Here is a 23,149-nt window from a genome sequence, read left to right as displayed (position 1 = left end):
CTATTCACTTCGCAAACTTCTGACGGGGTTTACCAGAGCCGCTTTGATAGCCTGGTAGCTAACCGTTGTCAACGCAATCGCGATGGCAAGAACACCCGCAACGGCAAAGACCCACCATTCAATCTGAATGTGATACGCAAATTCGCTAAGCCACTGATTAGCCGCCCACCAGGCAATGGGAAAAGCAATTCCATTGGCGATCAAAACCAGCTTCAGAAAATCCTTCGACAGCAAAACGCTCAAGTTCAGCACGCTGGCTCCCAATACCTTTCGCACGCCAATTTCTTTGATGCGCTGTTCGGCAGCATACGTAGCCAGCCCAAACAAACCCAGACAGGCAATGGCAATCGTAATCAGGGCCACCCAGATCAGCAGGGTTTCCCGGCGTTGGTCTTCGGCGTAGAAGCGCGCCAGCTGTTCATCCAGGAAGTGATATTCCAGCAGGTGGGTCGGGTCCGTTTTGATCAGCACGTCGTTCATTCGGGCCAACGTCGCTGGAATGTCCCGGCCTTCGATTCGGGCGGTAAAGTAATCAATAGTATGCACCGGATTTTTCTGGTAGCCTAGCACCAGCGGGGCAATTTTCTCGCGCAACGACTGAAAATGAAAATCATTCACGATGCCGACGACTCTGGCTCTAAACGGCTCATTGGCCTCGTTGAGTGGCCGGTAGCTCCCGCCCATCGCGCGCGCTGGTATTTCGACCTGCTGACCCGATGCTTCCTTGATGTGGAGCAGTTTAGCCGCTGTTTCATTCAGAATCACCGAAGACGAATCGCTCACTCCCCCAAAGTTTCGCCCCGCCACCAGGTTCACATCAAAGGTCCGGGCAAAGTCTTCGTCGGCTCCGATCCAGTACGCCACATTGTGCGGATCGGTATTGCCCACGGTTCTGATTTTAACCGTCGGAATGGCTTTCCATTCGCCGGGTACCCGCGACGTAACCGATACGTGTTTGACCGTTGGAATCCGGCTAAACTCGGTTTTAATCGTCTGAGCGTCTTTTCGTACGTCACCGCTGTTAATATCGACAACCAGCAACAGTTCTTTGTTGAACCCCAAATCCTTATTGTTTGCAAACTGGACCTGCTGGAAAAGCACGATGGTAGCAATCATCATAATCACCGAAATTGTGAACTGAAAAACGACCAGTCCTTTCCGCAACGACAGGCTTCCGCTGTTCTGACTTTTGAGATTCCGGAGTAGCAAAAGCGGGCTAAACCGCGACAGTAAAAAGGCCGGATAACTCCCCGACAGCAGACTGGTAACGATAATCGCCAGAAGACTGTAAAGCCAGATTCGGTAGTCGCTCTGAATACCCAGCGAAAGCTCTTTATTGGTGAATTGATTGAAGACTGGCAGCAGTAGATTGACCAACGCTACGGCCAGCAGAAACGAGATCGTGGTGACGAGCAGCGCTTCGATCAGAAACTGGTAAACGAGCTGGCTTTGAAACGCTCCATTGGCTTTCCGAACGCCGATCTCCTTCGACCGGTTAGACGCTCTGGCGGTGGCAAGGTTCATGTAGTTGATGCAGGCGATGAGCAACACAAACAGCCCCACGATGGCGAAAATTTTGATGTACAGCAAAACGCCCTGGCTCATGGCGTCTACGTTGGCGTTTCGGGCACCGTCTACAATACCTTCGGAATACAGGTGAACGTCGGCCAGGGGTTGCAGCGTGTAATTCACCGCATGACCGGCCTCCCATTTTACGTGGGCGTTCAACAGATCCGTTAATTTCCGGGCCGCGATTTGGGGATCAGCCTTTTCTTTTAGCAGAAAAAACGTCGTAAAATTTTGAGAGTCCCAATCCTGTATCCACTCCGTAAACTCGTCGTCGTTGCTGATGGTCGCTTCCGAAACGATTGCCTTGAAATCGAAGCTCGAATTGCGGGGATGATTTTTCAGAACAGCCGTTATTTTCAGCGGTTTATTCAACTCAAATTCAACGGTTTTACCGATAACGTCCGTTCGACCAAACAGTCGTTGCGCCAATTCTTCGACGATAATAATGGCGTTCGGTTCATTCAGTGCCGACTTGTTGTCACCATAGATGACGTCAAAATCAAACATGGTCAGCAAGCCCGGATTGCCAAAGGTGACGGTTTCCTGAAACGAATGCTTGTTTTCGGGATTTGATAGGTTAGCGCGTCCGGTCCGGGCAATACGCGCCGAATGGTCTATTTCACCGATGTTTTTTTTCGCTTCTTCAGCTATTTTGTAGCTCGATGCCGCAATCGTCAGCGCATCGGTCGGTGTCTTTTTGTGCTGAATCGCCCGGTAGATCCGGTTCGTGTTGCGGTGCTGCTGGTCAAACGTCAACTCATCGAAGAGGTACAAGCCGATCAGTAAAAAACAGGTGATACCGAAAGTCAGACCCGCCACATTGAGAGCCGTATACAGCTTATGACGGTTCAGCGTTCGAAAGGCGATTTTTACATAATTTCCAAACATATCTGTAGTCGTTGGATTGGGGTATTCGTTCGGTTGACGTTTTATAAAAGAAAGCCGCAGGTAGGCCAGCACCTCGCGCCAGTACGTAAATCGGGCTTTGTGTTCACCCAGGCGCTGCACCCGCCGGGCGTAGCGTTCGTGAACGTCGCCCAGCACTTCTTCTCGCAGGTGCGGTGTCACCAGCCAACCGAGCAGTTGATCGACCCATTTGGGCGGTCCGGTACGATGCCGGGGTGTCGAGTTATCGTTCATACGGTTGATGCCCTACTCCATTTTCAAACTCTTCACCGGGTTCAGCAAGGCCGCTTTGATGCTTTGAAAGCTGACGGTGAGCAACGTAACAACCATGGCACCCAGACCCGTCAGGGCAAAGATCCACCAGGACATCTCCGTCCGGTATTCGTATTTCTCTAACCAGTTTGAGAGCAGGTAGTAGGCTACTGGTGTGGCGATGAGAAAGGCGATCCCAACCAGATAGACGAATTCTTTGGACAAAAGCCCCCAGACATTGAATGTCGATGCCCCCAGTACTTTCCGAACCCCGATCTCCTTCGTACGTCGTTCGGCCATGAACGAAGCCAGACCAAACAAACCCAGACAGGAAATAAAGATGGCCAGACCAGCGAAAATCCCAGCCAGTTTTCCAATGAGCGATTCCTGCTTAAACTTGGCTGCGTAGCTCTCATCGGCAAACTGATAACTATAGGCATACGACGGATTATAAGTATTGAACAAAGCTGTCATCTTGCTAAGGGCCTCCTGCGTTGTTAGCCGGGGGGAAATGCGGTACAAAAGAACGTTGAGCGGAAACGACGTGCAGACAAACATCGTTGGATCGGCTTTGGTAAAAGGCGACTGCATCAGGGCGTTTTTGGCGACACCGACAATGCGTAGCGGTTTTCCCTGCCAGGTGATGAGCTGACCAATCGGGTTTGGCAATCGAAACCGCTTAATGGCCGCTTCGTTGAAAATAACGCTGGTTGTATCGTTTTCACCGCTGAAATCCCGGCCCTGTGCCAGCGTCATGCCTACCGTTTTGAAGTAGTCCTTGGCAACCAGTATAACGCCTAGTTCTACCGTTTCGCCCGCGTTTTTGCCGGGCCATTTGTCCAGATCGGAATGCCACCAGATATCCGTCGCCGGACTCGATGACTGCGATACCTGCTCAGCAATGCCGTTTTTGATTAATTCGTCTTTCAGAACGGTGAAATTCTGGCTGAGTTCGAGGTTCATATTGGTCATCAGCAGCCGGTTGACATCGTACCCCGTCGGCCTGTTCTTCGCGTGCTGGATCTGTTTAAAAACGATGATGGCGCTCAGAATCAAGGCAATGGAGCAGCTGAACTGAGCGACCACCAATACCTTACGCGGTAACGAAGCCGCTTTCCCAACCTGCATCGTGCCTTTCAGCACCTTTACGGGTTGAAACGAGGACAGATAAAAGGCGGGTAAACTACCGGCCAGCAGCGCCGTTATCAACAGGCAGCCCAGCACCGCCATCCAGAACCCAGCCGTCGTGTACGGAATCGCGATCTGGCTTTCGGTCAGGCTATTGAACGCGGGCAACAGGATCTGCACCAGGAGCAGGGAGAACACGAAGGCGACAACCGTAAGCAGGAATGATTCGATCAGAAATTGTCCGATGAGCTGCTGCCGTTGAGAACCAACCGATTTTCTGACCCCTACTTCTTTGGCTCGTCTGGCCGAACGGGCGGTAGTCAGATTGACAAAGTTGATGCAGGCAATCAGAACGACCAGCATACCAATCACGCTGAACATTCGGATGTACTCAATGAATCCACCCGTTTCTTTTCCATTTTGGTACGTGGAGTACAGATGCCAGTTTTGCAGCGGTTGAAGGATCACTACCGAATTCATCGCATTACTATTGTTCCGCTCTGTATGCTGAATCAAGGCAATTTTATTGGAAACCTGTGCATAGGATGCGCCGGGTTTGAGTTTGACGAAGATTTGATACCCGTTATTACCAAAGCTGCCGCTGCGATCCATCCGCACGTTGTTTACCGTGGCTTCGTAATAACTGAACGGAACGAGGTAGTTGAACTGCAACGACGAATTGGTGGGTAGATCCTTCAGAATCCCCGTTACTTTTAGATCGTTCTGGTTGTCGAACCGCACGATCTTACCCATTGGATTTTCGCTTCCAAACAGCGCTTTGGCGGTCGATTCGGTCAGCACAATCGAATAAGGGTCTTTCAGCGCCAGGCTAGCTTTCCCTTCGACCAGCGGGTATTGAAACATTTGCAGAAAGTCGCCCCCGATCTGGGCACCGTTCAGGTAAATTTTCTTATCGCCGACCTTAAGCCCATGAGCACCTATGTGATCGCTCTCAGCAACGCCTTCAACCTCCGGTATCTGATAACGTAGCGCGTCGGCCAGCTTGAGGGATGTCGTCGTAAACGTGAGCGTGTCGCCGTTGCTGTTGAAATTTCGTCGTACCTGGTACAGCTGCTGATAGTCCGGGAGAAACTTGTCGTATGAATACTCGTGGTGTATCCACAGACCGATGAGCATGGCAACCGCCATTCCGACCGACAACCCCGCGATGTTGATAAACGAGTAACCCTTCTGCTTGATCAGGTTGCGAAAAGCGATTTTCAGATAATTCCGTAGCATGTCTGTATAGCTTGGGGTAGAATACGGTGATGGTTTACGTGTAATGAATGAGGGTCTTGCGTAGGCCAGCACCTCGCACCAGTACGTAAGACGGGCTTTGCGTTCACCCAGGCGCTGCACCCGCCGGGCGTAGCGTTCGTGAATGTCGCCCAATACCTCTTCACGCAGATGTGGAGCCACCAGCCAACCGAGCAGTTGATCGACCCACTTCGACAAGGGCGGCTTTTGCGATTGATCAGGTTTCATACGGCTCAGGGGTCAACTCCACTTGAGTATCGTGTGGGGGACAATCCGGTCCCATAGTCGATTCCGCACGGCGCGTACCTCGCTCAGCACCCGTCCGCCCAGGGGCGTAACGGTAAACAGGCGTTTTCGTCGCCCGCCCCGCTCGGCGGTTGCCTCACCCAGCAGCGAGGTCAGGTAGCCTTTCTGCTCCAGGCGTTGCAGGGCCGCATGAACCGCTCCCGTGCTGACCGTATTGCCCGTTTCCCGCTCCAGTTCTTCAGCGATTACGACCGAATACGCCGAAGGAGAAAGGGCCGCCACCGCCAGCAAAACCACCTCTTCAAACTCGCCTAAATCACTCCGTCGCATACGGTAAATAGTAGCGTTAGCCTCGTCGTTTTATTTCCTCTATTTCTGTATGTCAAATCACTTGCCAAACTAGAGAGTGGCTCGTTACGCTCCACTGGGGCCTGTTTTGGGTGAATCAAAGAAAAAAGGCTGTCCAGAAACGGACACTATTTGTACACCAACGGACAAAAAAAGCACTGCTTTGGGGGCAGTGCTTTTTCAGGACGGACGAGGAGGGTTGTTAATCCGTTTTTACTCGGACCGCAGACTTTTGACCGGATTCATCAAAGCCGCTCTGATGCTCTGGTAGCTTACGGTCAGCATGGTAACCGCCAGTGCTCCCATTCCTGACAAAGCAAAAATCCACCACGACAGATCCGAACGGTACGCGTACTGCTGCAACCAGCTATTCATGACGTAATAGGCCGTTGGCGACGCGATCAGAACGGCAATGACAACCAGGACGATAAAGTCTTTCGACAGCAATTGCCACAGATTAAATACCGACGCGCCGAGTACTTTACGCACACCGATCTCTTTGGTGCGTTGCTCAGCCATGTACGAAGCCAGACCAAATAAGCCCAGGCAGCTGATAAAAATGGCGAGGATGGCGAACACGGAAGCCAACTGCCCAATACGCTCTTCGGCGCGAAACTTACGGTCGTACTCGTCGCTGGCAAACTTGTAATCGAAAGGACTGCCCGGATTGTATTTTCGAAAAATAGGTTCGATGCGTTCCAGAGCCTCGCTCATACTCAACTGCGGGTTTAGCTTTACGATAACGATATTGGCCCATTGGTAATCGAGCAGAAAAACCGTTTGCTTCACGGGTTCAAAAGGCGAACTCATCACCATGTCTTTAATGACCCCGACGATTGTATACTTCTTGCCGTTCCATTTCAGAATTTCGCCCAGGGGCTGCTTCAAACCCATAAACTTTACGGCACTTTCGTTGACAACCACGCTGAGCGAGTCGGTCGAAAAATCGCGCGAGAAATTACGGCCCTGTTTGAATTGCCAGCCGACCGTCTTGGCGAAATCGTGCGTGACGGCTACCGTACCAAAATCGCCCAATAGATCCGGATCTTTACCTTTCCAGTCGAAGCTAGCGTCGTTGGCCCATACATCAGTCGTTGGACTCGATGATTCGGCCATGTCGAGTACGGCACCGGTTTGGCGTAGTTCGTTTCGGATAGCCTCGTAATGCCCGTACAATTCGGGGGTATTCATCGCAATACCCAGCAAGCCGCTCCGGTCGTAGCCAGTCGGACGGCTTTTAGCGTGCTGAATTTGCCGAAAAACAACGACCGTACCAATGATCAGCGTTACAGACACGGCAAACTGCACCACAACCAACACCCGGCGAGGAGTAGCAGCCAACCGTCCGAAACCCACCCGAGTTGATGAAGCCATTCCTTTCAACACTTTGATTGGTTGAAAAGCCGACAAGTAGAAAGCTGGATAGCTACCTGCCAGCAAGCCGGTTAGCAGACTGAATCCAAACGTAAGCGCCCAGAACAACGGATCAGCCCACAGGATTACCATCTTTTTATCGGCAATAGCGTTAAACCACGGCAGCATAAGTTGTACCAGTCCCAGCGACACCACCAAAGCAATAAACACGACCAGTAACGACTCGCTAAAAAACTGGCTGATCAACTGACTGCGCATCGACCCGACCGCTTTGCGAATGCCTACCTCTTTCGCTCGTTTTTCAGAACGCGCCGTTGACAGATTCATGAAGTTGATGCAAGCCAGCAGCAAGACAAAAACGCCAATAATTCCAAACAGCCACACGAACTGAATACGCCCACGAACGGGTACCCCATTTTCCCACTCCGAATGCAAGTGCCAGCGGCTCATTGGGTACAAAAAAACCCTCGGATCGAACTTGGCTAGGTCTTTATCGTGGGTCGCTTTAATCCGTTTGATTTGGTCTGAAACGCGGTCCAGATCGGCATTGGGAGCCAGTTGCACAAACAGTTTAAATGAATTGTTAGACCAGTTCTCTTCCGACCGTTTTACCCATGCCTGCGTGTTTATCCAAAATTGCCAGGGCAGCAAAAACGAGTTTTCGTTAAACGTCGTGTTTTTGGCAAAATCCTCGTAGACACCCGCTACCTTGACCGTCTGCTTGTTATCAAATCGGACCAGTTTGTTGATGGGATCCGTTTCACCGAACAAGGCTTTCGCCACCGACGCCGACAGCAGAATAGTCGTAGGATCATTGAGCGCCGACCGTGTTCCGCTCAGCATGTTCAAGGACAGCATTTCGGGTAGATCAGGATCGACAAAACTACCCATCTTCATAAATTTGTTTGGCCCGGCTGCCAGGATGTGTTCAGTAGCCCACGACGACAGAGCGATATGGCTAAAGTTCGTCCCGTATTCATTGTGTAAAGCCGCCCGCATTGGAATAGGAACTACTTCGCTCGATGAGGTTGTTCCGTTGAACGTCTGGTGCTGCATCACCTGCGCAATCCGGTCGTAGTTGGCAAACGATTTATCGAACGATAATTCGTCGTACACCCACAAACCGATCAACATCGCCACAGCCATGCCTACGGCTAGTCCGCCAATGTTGATCAACGAATACGTCTTGTTCTTGACAAGGTTTCGGAAAGCGATTTTGAGATAATTTCGGATCATGTCAGGGCTTAGGGGAAAAGGGGTTGAATGCACGGTTGATCGCTTCCGACAGGCCAGCGGTCGCAGCAATTTCAGGGCACTGAGGCCGTAACGCCAGCGGGCACGACGTTCACCAACGGTCTGCACCCAGTAGGCATAGAGTTCGAGCAGATCACCTTCGACTTCTTCCTGGGTAGTGGGATCGCCCCACCACCTCAGCAGCGTCTGCGCCCAGCGGGGCGGTCGGGGTGCTCCGCTGGTAAACCGCGCATCACCACCATTTCGAGATTCGTTGTTCGGGGCGCGCATGAGCTATTCACTTCGTAATGATTTGACTGGGTTCAGCAAGGCCGCTTTGACGCTCTGGTAGCTTACGGTTAATAGAGCAATTCCCGTTGCCAGTACACCCGCCAGCACGAAGACCCACCACGGCATAGCAATCTTGTACGCAAACTCCTCCAGCCAGCGATTCATCACGTACCAGGCCAACGGCGAGGCAATGCCAATAGCGACGATCACGAGTTTAACGAAGTCTTTGGAAAGCAGGGCCACCACACTGGCAACGCTGGCTCCCAACACCTTCCGAACGCCAATTTCTTTCGTTCGCTGATGAGCCGTCAGTGCCGCCAGCCCAAACAAACCCAGGCAACTAATCAGGATCTGATCGATGCCTTCGGGTACCAGATCGCTGAAGTTTGTAAAAAAGAGCCCGGAAAGACCGTATGCCAGAACGAACGCTAGCAGCGTAATGACCGCCGTTTCGCCCAGAAATTGCATGATCAGAGGACGGCGACGGCTACCGAGCGTTTTTCGAATCCCGATTTCGCGGGCTCTTTGCGGTATCTGCGCCGAAGCCAGATTGACGTAATTGATCACTGCCAGCGTCAGGATAAATCCGGCGAGTCCAATTAAGCCGTACAAAACGTTTTTATTAGCCCGGCGTTCGCGCTCGTGGTATTCTACGCCAAAGTGCAAGTCGGCCAATGGCTGAACCAAGTGCCACCGTTTGAAATGACTCCATTTTTTCGTAGCCGCTTCGGAGTTCTTGCGTGATAGGTCATTCAATTGCCCTTCCAGCTGCTTATAATTTACTCCGGCCTGGACCATCAAATACAGTTGCGTACCAGAGTTAGTGTTGCTCCACTCTTCGGGACTAGCCACTTCCTTGAACGTCGAAACGGAGACAAACTCCTGCGCCCTAAAATCGGATGCGTAAGGCAGATCCGCAACGATCCCCGCTATCTGCATCTGAAGCGTATCCTCGTACACCAGCGTTCGGTTCAGCAGTTGCCGGGGCGATAAGCCGGGGAAATAGCGACTCGCCCGGCTTTGGGTCAGCACAACCTGTTTAGGACGGACCAGCGCGTGAGCCAGATCGCCGGAAAGCCATTGGTAAGGTACCATTCGAAAATAGTTGGTGTCCGTAGCCACAATGTCTTCAACGTCTTTAAATCGTACGGGTTTGCCCACTGCCTGCGGAATCTGTACCGACTCCATCCACTGTTTCCGTACGGGAATAGCTCGTTCTACGCCCCCGATCTGTTCACGTACCGCGTCGGCCATCGGCAGGGGCGATCCCGGATTTCTGACTTCTTTTCCGTCCACTTCATACCCACTTACCACCCGGACGATACGATCCCGATTCGGGTTTTGCGTATCGAAACTGAAATCGAACGCGACGATGCGGTAAATAATCCAGCAGGCACTAACGCCAATCGACAAGCCCACTACGTTTAAGGCCGTGAAAAGCCGGTTTCGCCACAATTGACGGCGGGCAATTTTTAGGTAGTTCCAGATCATCATGGGATGGAGAAAGTAAGGAGCAGAATATTCGTTTGATCGCTTCCGGCGGGCCAGCGGTCGCAGCAACTTCAGGACACTGAGGCAGTAGCGCGTGTCTGCGTTTCGCTTCCCCACCGTTTGTAGCCAATAAGCGTAGAGTTCGAGCAGGTCGCCCTGGACTTCTTCCTCCGTGTTAGGGTCCCCCCACCCTCTTAGTAGCGTCTGCGCCCAGCGGGGCGGATTAGGCTGGTTCATATCCATATCAGCCCCCCATCAGTTGAAGCGTTTGCGGAGGCAACGCACTCCACAACTGCTCGCGTACCTGTTTCACTTCCTGCAAGGCTTTCCGGCCCGCAGCGGTTACGGCGAAAAAGCGTTTTCGTCGGCCTCCACGTTCAGCCGTAGCACCGCCCATTGTAGACGATAGAAACCCTTTTTCTTCCAGTCGTTGCAGCGTGGTGTGAACCGTACTGAATCCAACCGCACGGCCCGTTTGCTGCTCGATCTCCTGCGTTACCGTAACGCCGTAAGCACTCTCATCGAGAATCGCGACGGCTAGTAGAACGACCTCTTCAAATTCACCCAGAAAAGCCCTTTTCATACTTTAACCTATTTTATACGATAATGCCGATCAAATGCAATGCCAATTAACTAATAAGCCTCTTGCGGGCTACATTGGTAGTTTTGGGTAAGATAACGCTGAAAACACTGTCCGTTTTTGGACAGCGTTTGTCCGCTTTACAGACAGTAAGGAAAAGGCACCTGACGAGTCATTGATGACTACGCAGGCGCCCTGATTATTTCTACTCGGACCGCAGACTTTTGACGGGATTTGTCAGAGCCGCTTTGAGACTTTGCATCGAGACGGTCAACAAAGCGATACCCGCCGTCAGTCCACCCGCCAGCGCAAACACCCACCATTCGATGTCGATCTTGTAGGCAAAATCCTGCAACCAGCTGTTCATCGCCCACCAGGCAATCGGCGAGGCAATGACGAGAGCAAGGCCAATCAGCTTCAGAAAATCGCCCGAAAGCAGCATGACGATCCCCGCGACACTAGCCCCTAGCACTTTCCGCACGCCGATTTCTTTAGTCCGTACCTCAACCGTGAACGTCATTAACCCGAGTAACCCTAGACAGGCGACTAAGAGCGTAAGTCCCGTAAAGCCGTTGAACAGCTGCATCAACCGCGTTTCAGAAGCATACAGTTTGTTATAGGCTTCATCCAGAAAATAATAGTCGAATGGGGATGTTGGCTGATGCGCGTTGTATAATTCTTTGAGGTGGTCCAGCGCTTGCGGCACGTTCGTCTGCGGGTTCAGCCGCACCAGAATATAGCCGCCATCCGCCAGCATCGTCCGGTTGGTATCGCTCACTACGGTCAGACGCATGGGTGATACGGGACCGTGCAGACTGCGCACGTGGAAATCGTTGACAACCCCGTCGGTTGGTTCATTTTTAAAGGGAGCCGCCTGCTGTCGCGGATCGCTGGCTATACCAGCCTCTTTAATAAGCGTTTGGTTGTAAATATTCAATTCCTTGGTTACCGGACCAGCCTCCCACCCCAATGGCGGGTACTGCCATCGAATTCCCATCATGGCAAAGAACGGCTTATCGACGGTCATGGAATTGACCATAAGCTGTTTCTTTGTTTTTTCAGCTTGCAGGAAATAGGTCATGATGTTGTTGGTGAACAACTGGGTGTTTGTAACGGCCACGTTTTCACTACCCGCCCATTGCCGAATTTTGTCCCGTAAGCCGGAAAACTGAGGCACCATATCGCCGTCTATGCGTAAGCCGACAACCTGCGCCCGGTCAATACCCAGGCTCTTTGTCAGTAAAAACTGCATTTGCGTGTAAAGCACGACACTACAAATCAGGAGTCCAATCGAGGCCGTAAACTGAACTGTCGTGAAGACCCGACGCACGCTGGCACCACTCTGCCGCGAACTGACATTTCCCTTCAGAACAAGGGCCGGTCGGAAACCGGACAACAACAAGGCCGGATAGCTTCCTGACAATAGCGAACAACTCAACCACAAGCCAATCATTACACCCCAATAAGGTCCCTGCGTCAGAACGCGCTTGTCCATGTGCAGGTCAAGCGCCTGATTCGCCCACGGGAAAAGCACCTGAAGCAGGATCAGTGACAGTAGAAAGGCCAGCGTTGTTGTCAAAAATGACTCCACAAAGAATTGCGAGATTAGTTCGCTACGTTGTCCGCCGATTGCTTTTCGAACACCCACCTCACGAGCACGTTTCGTTGCACGAGCAGTCGTTAGACTAACGTAGTTGATCACCGCTAACACCAGAATCACCAAAGCGACCGTCAACAAAATGTACAGCGACTGCCGCTCATTGCGAGCACCGTCACCGTGTCCACCCAGGTGAAGCGTTGGCAGTGGTTCAAGAAAGATCTTTGCGGACGCATCAACAAAATTGACGCCTACTTTTACTTTATCCAGTTTCTTTTCGACCTGACTCACTTTAGCACCTTGGCGCAGCACCAGATACGTAGTCAAGAAGCCGGTTCGCTGGTATGTATCCTGATGCCGGGCACCAAGGGCGGGCATGGAATTTAGCGACACCAACCCGTTGAACTGAATTACCGAATTGGTTGGCAGATCGTCAAGAACACCCGACACCGTGAATGGGTATTGTTTATCGAAAATAAGCGTTTTACCTACCGGGTTCTGCGCACCAAAATATTTCTCGGCCAACTGACGCGTCAACACCATTCGACTCGGTTCGCTCAGTGCGGTTTTCGCATCACCATGAAGCAACCTCAGCCCCATCACCGACAGCATCGACTGATCGGCAAAACCAATAGCAGACTCTTTGAAGCGGTGGTTTTGATCCGATTGCAACACAACCTCACCCAAACCAGCCGAAAAACGAACGACCGCTTCGGCTTCCGGAATCTGCTGTTGAATAGCTCTTCCGAACGATTCGTGCAATCCAGAGAAGGTAACCTCCTGATCGCCGTATTTGGCAACCGATACGATCTGGTACGTGCGGTCGGCAAAAGGCTCGAAGCGATCATAATGAAATTCGTGCCACACGTAGAGCGCAATGAACATACTCACGGCCAGACCAACGGTTAGTCCCGTGATATTTATCAAGCTAAACAACTGATTCTTCCACAGTTGGCGGAGGGCAATAGCAACGTAATTTCGAATCATGGCTGCGTTTAGGAAAAAAGTGGATGGATCATTACGCTGTCTTCGCTTCATAAAAGACGGCCCTCCAGTCTGGGACCGTCCAGTCCGGGACCGTCCAGCCAGTGGCCTGATAAACCCCAGTACATCCCGCCAGTAGCGCCAGCGTGCCCGACGCTCGCCAACTCGCTGAACCTGATAGGCAAACTCCTCGTGCAAGTCGCCCTGCACTTCTTCCAGTAGATACGGATCGCAGAAAAACCGAAGCAGTCGATCGGCGAAGCGAGGTGGGGTGGATGTCATAAGCTCGTAACCAGTTTGAACGGACTAATCAGGCGAGTCCACAAACTCGCCCGCACATCCTGAATTTCTTGCATGGTCCGACGCCCATAGGCCGTGACCGTAAATAACCGCTTACGACGCCCACCCCGCTCGGCGGTGGGCTCTCCCATTTCTGATTTTACCATGCCTTTCTCTTCCAGCCGTTGCAGTGCCGCATGAATCTGGTTCAACCGCACCGACCGGCCCGTCTCCCCGATAATCTCGTGCGTGATGGCTACCCCATAAGCCCGGTGTTCCAGTTCCAGCACGGCAACCGTCAGCAAAACCACTTCTTCAAACTCGCCCAAGTACGTGCGTTTCATTCCATCGGCAGGGTTACTTCTATTTTTGCTGAGCAAATGACCGGCCAGAAAACGAAAAAGCGGCTCAGATACGTCTGAGCCGCTTTTTATCATCTTGACAACAAAAACCAATGTCCGATTATGGACAACTAACCGTCCTGAACCGGACGAGCTTACAACCGGCTAGAACACTCGATTTCAACGTCGATTATTCGCTTCGCAAACTTTTGACTGGGTTTACCCGAGCGGCTTTCACACTCTGTAAACTAACAGTCAGAAAGGCAATGCCCGTTGCCAGTACACCCGCCAGCGCGAACATCCACCACGACAAATCAATCCGGTAGGCAAAATCCTGTAGCCACTGGTTCATGGCCCACCACGCAACGGGCGAAGCAACGACAATAGCCAGGAGGACCAGTTTCAGAAAATCACCCGAAAGCAGCGAAACGATACTCGCTACCGATGCCCCCAATACTCTCCGAACGCCAATCTCTTTTCGTCGCTGTACTACCGCGTAAGAAACCAACCCGTATAAGCCCAGACAACAAATCAGAATGGCAATGCCCGCAAAAATGTTTACTAATCGAAAGACCAGGCTTTCCATTTCGTAGAATTTAGCCAGTTGTTCGTCCAGATAGCTGTATTCGAAAACTTCGTTCGGGAATAATTGCTCCCAGGTTCTTCTGATCTGATCAAGTGTCTGTTCCGGATTTTGTCCAGACACGCGAATGCCCGCCTGCTTAAAGAAAGGCGCGTAACTGGCGATCAAGCAAGGGCCTATTTGTTCGTGGAGTGAACGCTGGTGAAAGTCCTTAACAACACCGACAATGGGCAAGGGCACTTTCGACAGATGATAGTGCAGTTTACGGCCCAGAATCTGCTGCGGGTTGCGCACACCAATTTTCTGTAGAAACGCTTCGTTGACCAGATACTCCTGAATGGTATCACTCTGGATAATGTTACGTCCGGCAACCAGCCGTAAGCCATATGTGTTCAGATAATTGGCATCTGCAATTCGTTCGCGGATGGGGTAAGCCTCCCAATCCGCTTTGTTATCTAGCTTGAATGAACCGCCGTACAGCAACCGACCCGAAGGTGGATCACGACTAACGCTAACCGATTTGATTTCTGGATACTGTAGCAGTTTATTGCGGAGTGCTTCTAGTCGATTTTTCTGATTATCGGGAAGCGCCACCATAACGACGTTATCTTTGTTGAACCCCAGATCGGCCTCGCGCATGTACCGCACTTGCGTAGCGACGACCATAGCCCCGACAATCAACGCCTGGCAAACAACGAACTGAACGACGATCAACCCCTGGCGCAGCGAATAATTGCCCCCAGCCCGAGCAGGTAAACTTCCTTTCAAAGCCGCCCAGGGACTGAACCCTGACAACACCGCAGCCGGATAGCCGCCCGCCAGCCCAACAATACTACCGAACAGCAACACCACAAATCCGATCGTTGGCCAGTCCAGTTGAAGCGCTAATTGACTGGATAGCCATTGGTTGAATAACGGTAGTGTCACCAGAACCAACAGGAGCGCAAGAATCGCAGCCGCCACCACAATAAGGACGGTTTCGAATAAAAACTGTCGCACCAATTGCCCGCGCGTACTGCCGAGCGTTTTACGAATCCCAACCTCCTTACTTCGCCGGATTGCCTGAGCCGTCGCCAGATTGACGAAATTGATGCAGGCCGTCAGCACCAGAAACAAGCCGACTAGACCCAGCGACCACAGCAGCGAGGAACGAACTGCCCCGCCTACAATTCGTTTGACATCGAAATGGACAGCAGCAAGGGGTTGGAAATGAAACCGGTAAAACCGGGCCATTTTACCGAACTGTGTCTTTAGCAGGGCGGGCATGGCAGCCTCCATTTCTGCACCCGATTCCGGACTTTTGAGCGCAACGAAAATGCGGTCTGTGCTGTTGATATTTCCCCAATCCTGTCGGTCATAACCGGGATCGAGTTGTCCAATCGTCGGCAACGAAATAAACAGATTGATGTCGGTATCGGTCGTTTTAGGCGGATCAGCGAGAATACCGGTTACGGTAGCATCGGCCCGGTGGTTCAGATTCAGCGTTTGGCCCATCGGATCGGCGTTGCCAAAATACCGTCTGGCCCACGACTCGGTCAGGACAACGCTATTGGGTTCGCGAAGCGCCGTTTTCGGGTTGCCCCGTACCCACTGATAATCCAGAATACCAAACAATTCGGGCTCGACAAATGCCGTGCTTTTATGTTCCAGAAAACGGACTGGCGTCGTTTGATCGGACCGTTGTATACTGACCGTCAACTCACGAATCATTTTCAGGTAAGCCGCCTGTTCCACCGGCGCGTAGGCGGTGCGCAGCTTTTGTGCCATCGGCAGGGGCGCTTCGGGATAGTACTCGACCGATCCGTCGTCGAGATGCAAATCGGTGACTACCCGAAAGATACGGTCGAACTTAGCATGGTGCCGATCTGTACTCAGATGATAATGAATAAACAGAAAAATAAGCAGACCACCCGCCATACCGACCGTAAGGCCAACTACATTGAGTAGCGTGTAAGACCGTTGCGAACGCAACGTGCGCAGGGCAATTTTAGCGTAGTTCTGAATCATCGTGCACGGGCATTACCAAGTACTAGCAAGGTACGTGCAAACCTGTTTATCAGCGTGTTAAAAAACGTTAAGCTTATTAGTCAGAACGCAACGACTTCACCGGATTCAGTAGAGCCGCCTTTATGCTTTGAAAACTGACCGTAATGAGTGCAATGCCGATAGCCAGTATGCCCGCCAGCGCAAACACCCACCACTCGATAGCGACTCGATAAGCAAATCCCTGTAACCACTGATTCATAGCGTACCACGCAATAGGAACGGCTACGACAATAGCCACCAGCACGAGCTTTAAGAAATCTTTAGACAGCAATCCGACAATGCTGAATACGGATGCGCCCAGCACCTTGCGAACGCCAATTTCTTTGGTGCGCTGAACAGTTGTGTAAGCCGACAAGCCAAACAGACCCAGGCACGCCAAGAAGATCGATAAAAAAGCAAAAACACTAAAAATACGTCCGGTACGCGTTTCGGCGGCATACATTTTATCAAATTCTTCATCCATAAACGCATACGTGAATGGCCGGTTCGGGATGAGCGTCCGCCATTTGCTTTCCAGAAATTGGAGCGTATTGCTCAACTGATTACCCGAGAGCTTGACGAGCAGAATTTCACCACCGTTCTGCGGGAAAAGTGCCATTGGGCCAATTTTTTGTTTCATGGACGCAAAGTGAAAGTCGGACACAACACCCTTGACCAGACCGAGTCGCCCGCTTACATCGAGCCGCTGATTGATGGCTTGCTGCGGGGTCCACCCTAGCTCTTTCACCGCCGATTCGTTCAGGATAAACCGGCTGCGCGTCAGGCTATCATTATCCGAACGCGCAATGCGGTCCATATCCACCGCATTTAAATCGCTACCCGCAATGAGATGCAAGCCCGTTGTTTTCACAAAATCCTCGTCAATGGTCAGCCCGGTCACCATCTTACGCTGGCCTTCCGGCATACCCGGCTGGCGCATCGCATAGCCACCGCCTACGAACACCGGCGAATTGGACGCCAAGGAAACATGCTGTACATCCGCGTTTTGCCTAAACTCACTTTTGATGGCACTTATTTTTTCGTTGACCTCCCTGTCGACGGGTAATAAGAGGACATGGTCTTTATTGTAGCCTAACTTTTTTTGCTGAACGAATTGCAATTGGTTCCGAACGAGTAACGTACAGACAATCAGGATGGCTGTGATGGCAAACTGAAACACGATCAACGCCCGCCGAAACTGCCCCGCACCCGTTGTTTTCAAATGACCTTTCAACACACGAATTGGCTGAAAGCCAGACAACACCAACGCCGGATAACTGCCGGCTAGTAAGCTGACCAGCACACTAGCACCCAACAACACCAGCCCGTTTTCCGGCTTAAAGAAAACATCGATGGCGAACTGGCGATCTGACACGCTGTTGAAAAGCGGTAAGGTCAAACAAGCGAATAGCACCGCGAGTAGTGTGGCTACTGCGGTAACGATAACCGACTCGCCAATGAACTGTCCGAACAGTTGCCCGCGCATTGCACCCATCACTTTCCGAACGCCCACTTCCTGCGCCCGTTCGACGGCCCGCGATGTAGCCAGGTTGATGTAATTAACGCAGGCGATGAGCAGAATCAACACCGCAATGGCCCCAAAGATGTAGATGTAGGTTAAATCACCGTTGGGTTCAAAATTCCCTTCCACGTCAGAATGCAGGTGTACCCGCCGAATTGGTTCAAGATTGTACGTGAGGTAATCACTGGCTGACGGTGTTTCATCAGGAAACTGGGTCTTCATAAAGGCCGGTATCTTCGCCTGTAAAGCGGCTATATCATCGGGCTTACGAAGCAGTAAATATGTGGCGTAGTTAGCGGAGTACCACTCTTCGGTTTTGGCAGCAGGTAGCGTAGCAAATGAGGTCAGCAGATCATATTTAATCTGAGAATTAGCCGGACAATCGGCCACCACGCCCGTTACGGAATAATCACGAAAAGAGCCGCCGGTATTGATGCGAAGGGACTTTCCGATTGGGTTTTCCGTGCCAAAATAAGTACGGGCTTTTGTTTCAGACAGTACAACGAGGTTCGGCCCGGCCAGTGCAGTTTGCGGATTTCCTTTGAGCAGGGGAAAGGAAAACATCGTGAAGAAAGCAGAATCCGCAAACACAACGCGTTTTTCGCTGAACTGCTGGTCCCCTTTGATCACCACCGCATCCCGGTTGATCATCCGAACGCCCGATTCAACCTCAGGGAATTGACGACCAAATTCGGGGGCTACTTTCGTGCCGGTCTCTGGTACTTTACCGACTTTGCCTTCCATGCTGTATTCCATCGTCACCCGGACGATTCGATCTGCTTTCTGCTGAAAGTCATCGTAGCTCAGTTCATGCGCAATGTATACGAACAGTAACAGGCACGACGCCAGTCCGACCGCCAGACCAATGATATTGATACCCGCGAAAACCCTGTTTGTCACCAGGTTCCGAACGGCAATTTTGAGATAGTTTCTAAGCATAAGCTACACGTAAAGTACTTTAGAATGTCATTTTCAGATTGTTTTTGTCATTCCGAGGAACGAGGAACCTCCGCACGGCACAAAAAATAGGCGAGCGCGAAGAGTCCTCGTTCCTCGGAATGACAAAAAAAAGAGATTGACTAAAATTAATAGTACCCGTTTATTCTGCCCGCAGACTCTTCACGGGATTCATCAGGGCGGCTTTGATGCTTTGGAAACTCACCGTCAGCAGGGCAATACTGACGGCTACCGTTCCTGCCAGCGCAAACACCCACCACTCCAGATTAACTTTATAGGCGAAATCAGCGAGCCATTGGGTCATAGCCCACCACGCAATGGGTGAAGCCAGTACGATGGCGATCAATACCAGTTTAAGAAAGTCTTTGGACAGAAGCCCAACAATGCTGAAGGTTGTGGCTCCTAATACCTTCCGAACCCCGATTTCTTTCGTCCGCTGTTCAGCCATAAAGGCCGCCAGTCCGAACAGTCCCAGGCAGGCGATCAGTACAGCCAGCAAGGCAAACGTCAGCGCAATGCTTCCAACCCGCTGTTCAGTCCGGTACATCTCGTCGAAACTGTCGTCCATGAACTGATAGCTAAACGGCTGACCGGGGGCAAGCCCTTTCCATTTGGCTTCGATCTGTTGCAGCAATGCGGGTAGATCGGTACTGCTAAGCCGGAACGAGACCGCACCCGTACTAGGCTCAAGGACTAACGACAAGGCACCAATGTTACGGCGAAGCGACTCGAAGTGAAAGTTTTTGACGATACCCAAGACCGTGTACGTCTTCAATACCGTGTTTTGCGGATTATCGAAGGTTGCGATACGTTTACCAATGATATTTTTTCCGCCAAACAGTTTAGCCGCTGTCTCATTCAGGATGATGCCCGACGAATCGGAGCCAAACCCCCGCGAGAAATTTCGTCCGTTGGTTAGCTGCATACCAAGCGTTTGCACATAATCGTAATCGACAAGCCATTTTTGCATACTAACCGCTTTCTTCTGATCGACCTGCCCTTCCGGAAAAAACGACTGGTCGCTTCGATCGGATGGTGTTGGTAAATAGCCCGACATGCTGCCGCTAACGACGCCTGGCAACCGCAACACTTCCTGCCTGAACGTTTCGGCTTGTTTGTTGAGCGCGTAGGCATCGTTGATCTTCAGCACCCGCTCCCGGTTGAAGCCCAGATTTTTGGTCCGAATGTACGTTAGCTGACGATAGACGATGATGGTGCCGACAATCAGGATAATCGACATCATAAATTGAAACACGACCAGGCCGCTTCGTAATCCGGCGCTTCGGAAACTCACGTTCAGTTTACCTTTTAAAACGGTAATCGGACGAAACGACGACAGAAACAAAGCCGGATAAATACCCGCCAGTAAGCCAACGCTTATCGGTAAAACGACCAGGATAGACAGCATAACCGGCGACATCAGTTGCTCAATACGCATCTCTTTGGCGGCCAGTGCGTTAAAGCCGGGCAAGGCGATACCGACGATTACCAACGCTACCAGCATCGCCAGTACGGTTGTTAAGACCGACTCGGTCATAAACTGACCAGCCAATTGATTACGCTCCGATCCGAGAACCTTCCGAACACCCACTTCCCGCGCCCGGTTGGCCGAACGGGCCGTAGCCAGATTCATGAAATTAATGCAGGCGATCAGCAGAATGAAAAGCGCCACCGCCGAGAAAATGTAGACGTACTGAATATCGCCGTTGGGGGCTAGTTCGATCTGTTGTTTTGAGCGAAGATGAATGTCGGTGAGCGGTGTCATCCAGTAGTTCAGCCGGTTCCCTGATTTTCGAAATTGATCGATGGTAACACCAACCATCTGCTGGGCCTGTGGTCCGGCGTATTTCTGAATGACGGTCTCGAAATTTTGAGCAAAAACGGCAGGGTCCGTACCGGGTTTCAGCACAATATACGTATGGTAATTATTGCTCAGCCATTGCCCCCACGGGTACTTGTCGCTGAGCATGGCCAGGAAAAAGTCGCTGTGGAAATGCGCGTTCTTCGGCATATCCTGCATTACTCCCGATACGCGATACGATTCGTTATTATCAAACACCAGAATCTGTCCGACCGGGTTTTGCTTCCCGAAGTGTCGCTTGGCAGCCGACTCACTGATGACGACGGTATTGGGTTCAGCCAGTGCTCGTTTAGGATCACCCGTCAGCAGGGGTAGCGTGAATACGGCAAACAGAGTAGAATCGGCAAACGTGATGTTATCTTCCCGCAAATTCGTTGGGCTACCAGCCCGCTTGACCAACCATGTACCCCGTTGGTGCAGGCGGACAAATTGCTCGACCTGCGGGTAATCTTTCTTGAGCGTTGGCCCCATTGGATCGGGCGTTACGGCAAGGTGAACATCGTTACCGCCGAACTTGATATCGGCCTGCACCCGGTAGATTCGATCCGCTTTCGTATTGTACCGATCATAGCTTAGCTCATCGAGCACATACAGCGTAATGAGCAGACAGCATGCCAGGCCGACCGCCAAGCCAGCGATGTTGATAAAGGTGAGACCGCGCTGTTTCTGAAGCGTTCGCCAGGCAATTTTGAGGTAGCTTGTCAACATGAGGTTGCAAATTTATAGGCCCGTCTCCTCCACCGACTGTCGCCAACAGCCAACATCGTCCCGAAGAAATTACCCGCATGATGTGGTTGCAGTTTCGCTTGTATAGTCTCGGCAAACGAATTGATTGTCCATGAAGAATCAGGGAGAAAGATTACGCTTGCTCCCGGTGGCCCTTCCGAAGGTCGTATTTTTTATTGATTCACGGATTTAAGGCCCAGGCTACGCTCCGTTTCCCGGATGATCGCTTTCTTTTCACGGTCGCTTTTGCCGAGTACATTGGCCGTGCGCTCAAACACGAGTTCGTCGCCATCCCGTTGAAACGTATACTGCATCCACAGCCGCCCGTTCTCTTTGTCTTCCCGGTGAATAACCGACGAAGGTGTAGTATCGCTCGCTGAAAGCTCACCCGTCGCTTTGGCCACCGCCGTTTCATCGCGACTCTCGGTAGTGCTGGTCGTAACGCTGACGGTATAACTCGATTCCTCCTGTTTTTTTCTGGGCTTCGCGTCGTGTCTGCGTTCGTTGAACATTCCGGCATACCGTCCCTCAAAGGCCTGATCTAGTGAATCGAGGATGTGATTTTCTAGTGCTTTGACGGCTCTGGCGTCCATTTCTGACACGTCGAAGGAACGGTTGTAATGAACCGAATGCTCCCCCTGTTGCGCATCAACACGAATACGAAGTTGCTGACCGTTGGTCGTCACTTCTTTACTAAACGACGACCATTGCGCCATTGCGCTAAAGCCGATTACAAGAAGGGATAATGTAAGTAGCGTTTTCATAATCGGCAATGGGTAGGTCTTAATTAGAAGGCTTATGCGTAGCTATTCATAGCCAGGATCATGCCAGACCAACAACTTACTACTAATCAGACCATTAACCAGAAAACGACATAAAAAATGTCCGATACCGGACATTTTCGTACGGCTGTGGACACTAGCCCAGACTCCAGCAATCAAGAATACGTAGCGGCAACTATAGAAATAATTTTAAAGGTAAAAAGTGCGAATACTGTACTTTACCTGTTCAACCAATTACAGTTCGTGGCATGGGTTTATTTTCCGCACTAGTAGGCAACGCAGGTACCGTAACACCTGAATCACTCAGTAAAGAATACGGACATTTACTGTCGGACAGCGAAGTCATTGAAATTGGCTTTACGCTTATCCGAGACATGTTTATGTTCACCAACAAACGGTTAATCCTGGTCGATAAGCAAGGTGTTACGGGCCGTAAAATCGATTACCTGTCTATTCCGTATAGGGCCATCACGCGCTTCAGCATCGAAACAGCCGGACACTTAGATCTGGATGCGGAGTTGAAAATATGGATCTCGAGTGAACAGACGCCCAGCATCACCAAGAAGTTCAACAAGAGCGTAAATATCTACGATCTGCAAAAAGTTCTGGCTAACCACGTCCTGGGGTAAAGCCTGTTCGTGGTCGAATATGATCGACCGCGTATCCCACACGCCTGTCAGATTTGCGGTGAACGGTGGTGTCGGCGGGGCCGCCCGCGCGGTTCTTAAAACATCACGTATTGTCCGGAATCCGTAAAATACGTGATGTGATGCCGTGAACGGTGGTGTCGGTTTCTCAAAACCGACACCACCGTTCA

Annotated in this window: 13 protein-coding genes and 1 pseudogene; 1 reads left to right on the top strand and 13 read right to left on the bottom strand. The window is 51.4% G+C overall.

Features of this window, described 5'->3' with window-relative positions:
• The 13 genes and pseudogenes from M0L20_RS12610 to M0L20_RS12555 all read right to left on the bottom strand — a co-directional run bounded on the left by M0L20_RS12610 (position 1) and on the right by M0L20_RS12555 (position 22,314).
• The gene (locus M0L20_RS12610; protein ID WP_248477292.1) at positions 1-2,709 is read right to left on the bottom strand and encodes an ABC transporter permease; all 2,709 of its coding nucleotides are present in this window, start codon (positions 2,707-2,709) and stop codon (positions 1-3) included.
• Between the two features lie 12 nt (positions 2,710-2,721).
• The gene (locus M0L20_RS12605) at positions 2,722-5,340 is read right to left on the bottom strand and encodes an ABC transporter permease (protein WP_248477291.1); all 2,619 of its coding nucleotides are present in this window, start codon (positions 5,338-5,340) and stop codon (positions 2,722-2,724) included.
• Between the two features lie 12 nt (positions 5,341-5,352).
• The gene (locus M0L20_RS12600; RefSeq protein WP_232561323.1) at positions 5,353-5,688 is read right to left on the bottom strand and encodes a PadR family transcriptional regulator; all 336 of its coding nucleotides are present in this window, start codon (positions 5,686-5,688) and stop codon (positions 5,353-5,355) included.
• 231 nt (positions 5,689-5,919) lie between these two features.
• Entirely contained in the window at positions 5,920-8,604 is a 2,685-nt protein-coding gene (locus M0L20_RS12595; protein ID WP_248477290.1) for an ABC transporter permease, read from the bottom strand.
• Positions 8,605-8,607: 3 nt separating this feature from the next.
• The gene (locus M0L20_RS30485; protein WP_435531834.1) at positions 8,608-9,402 is read right to left on the bottom strand and encodes an ABC transporter permease; all 795 of its coding nucleotides are present in this window, start codon (positions 9,400-9,402) and stop codon (positions 8,608-8,610) included.
• 9 nt (positions 9,403-9,411) lie between these two features.
• Positions 9,412-10,332 (bottom strand): annotated as a pseudogene (locus M0L20_RS30480) (permease prefix domain 2-containing transporter); the annotation flags it as partial.
• A gap of 7 nt (positions 10,333-10,339) precedes the next feature.
• Positions 10,340-10,678, bottom strand: a complete 339-nt coding sequence (locus M0L20_RS12585; RefSeq protein WP_232561319.1) for a PadR family transcriptional regulator — start codon at positions 10,676-10,678, stop codon at positions 10,340-10,342.
• A 202-nt stretch (positions 10,679-10,880) separates the two neighbouring features.
• Entirely contained in the window at positions 10,881-13,538 is a 2,658-nt protein-coding gene (locus tag M0L20_RS12580) for a permease prefix domain 2-containing transporter (RefSeq protein ID WP_248477288.1), read from the bottom strand.
• On the bottom strand, positions 13,535-13,879 hold the full coding sequence (locus tag M0L20_RS12575; RefSeq protein WP_232561317.1) for a PadR family transcriptional regulator: 345 nt from the start codon (positions 13,877-13,879) through the stop codon (positions 13,535-13,537). Before M0L20_RS12575 ends, M0L20_RS12580 begins: the two co-directional genes overlap by 4 nt.
• 187 nt (positions 13,880-14,066) lie before the next feature.
• A complete protein-coding gene (locus tag M0L20_RS12570) occupies positions 14,067-16,466 on the bottom strand; it encodes an ABC transporter permease (RefSeq protein WP_248477286.1) in 2,400 nt (799 codons plus the stop codon).
• Positions 16,467-16,542: 76 nt separating this feature from the next.
• A complete protein-coding gene (locus tag M0L20_RS12565; protein ID WP_248477285.1) occupies positions 16,543-18,945 on the bottom strand; it encodes an ABC transporter permease in 2,403 nt (800 codons plus the stop codon).
• Positions 18,946-19,105: 160 nt separating this feature from the next.
• Complete coding sequence (locus tag M0L20_RS12560; protein WP_248477284.1) at positions 19,106-21,532, bottom strand: ABC transporter permease; 2,427 nt, start codon at positions 21,530-21,532, stop codon at positions 19,106-19,108.
• A gap of 191 nt (positions 21,533-21,723) precedes the next feature.
• Complete coding sequence (locus tag M0L20_RS12555; protein WP_248477283.1) at positions 21,724-22,314, bottom strand: hypothetical protein; 591 nt, start codon at positions 22,312-22,314, stop codon at positions 21,724-21,726.
• A gap of 266 nt (positions 22,315-22,580) precedes the next feature.
• Between M0L20_RS12555 and M0L20_RS12550 the strand changes: the two genes are divergently transcribed.
• Positions 22,581-22,961, top strand: coding sequence for a PH domain-containing protein (locus M0L20_RS12550; RefSeq protein WP_248477282.1), 381 nt, complete (start codon positions 22,581-22,583; stop codon positions 22,959-22,961).
• Positions 22,962-23,149: the final 188 nt, after the last annotated feature.

It is taken from the genome of Spirosoma liriopis (assembly GCF_023196085.1).
In the GTDB taxonomy this organism is placed as follows: Bacteria; Bacteroidota; Bacteroidia; order Cytophagales; family Spirosomataceae; genus Spirosoma; species Spirosoma oryzicola.
Note: the sequence above shows the minus strand (reverse complement) of the source record. Positions and strands in the feature narration are given on the sequence as shown.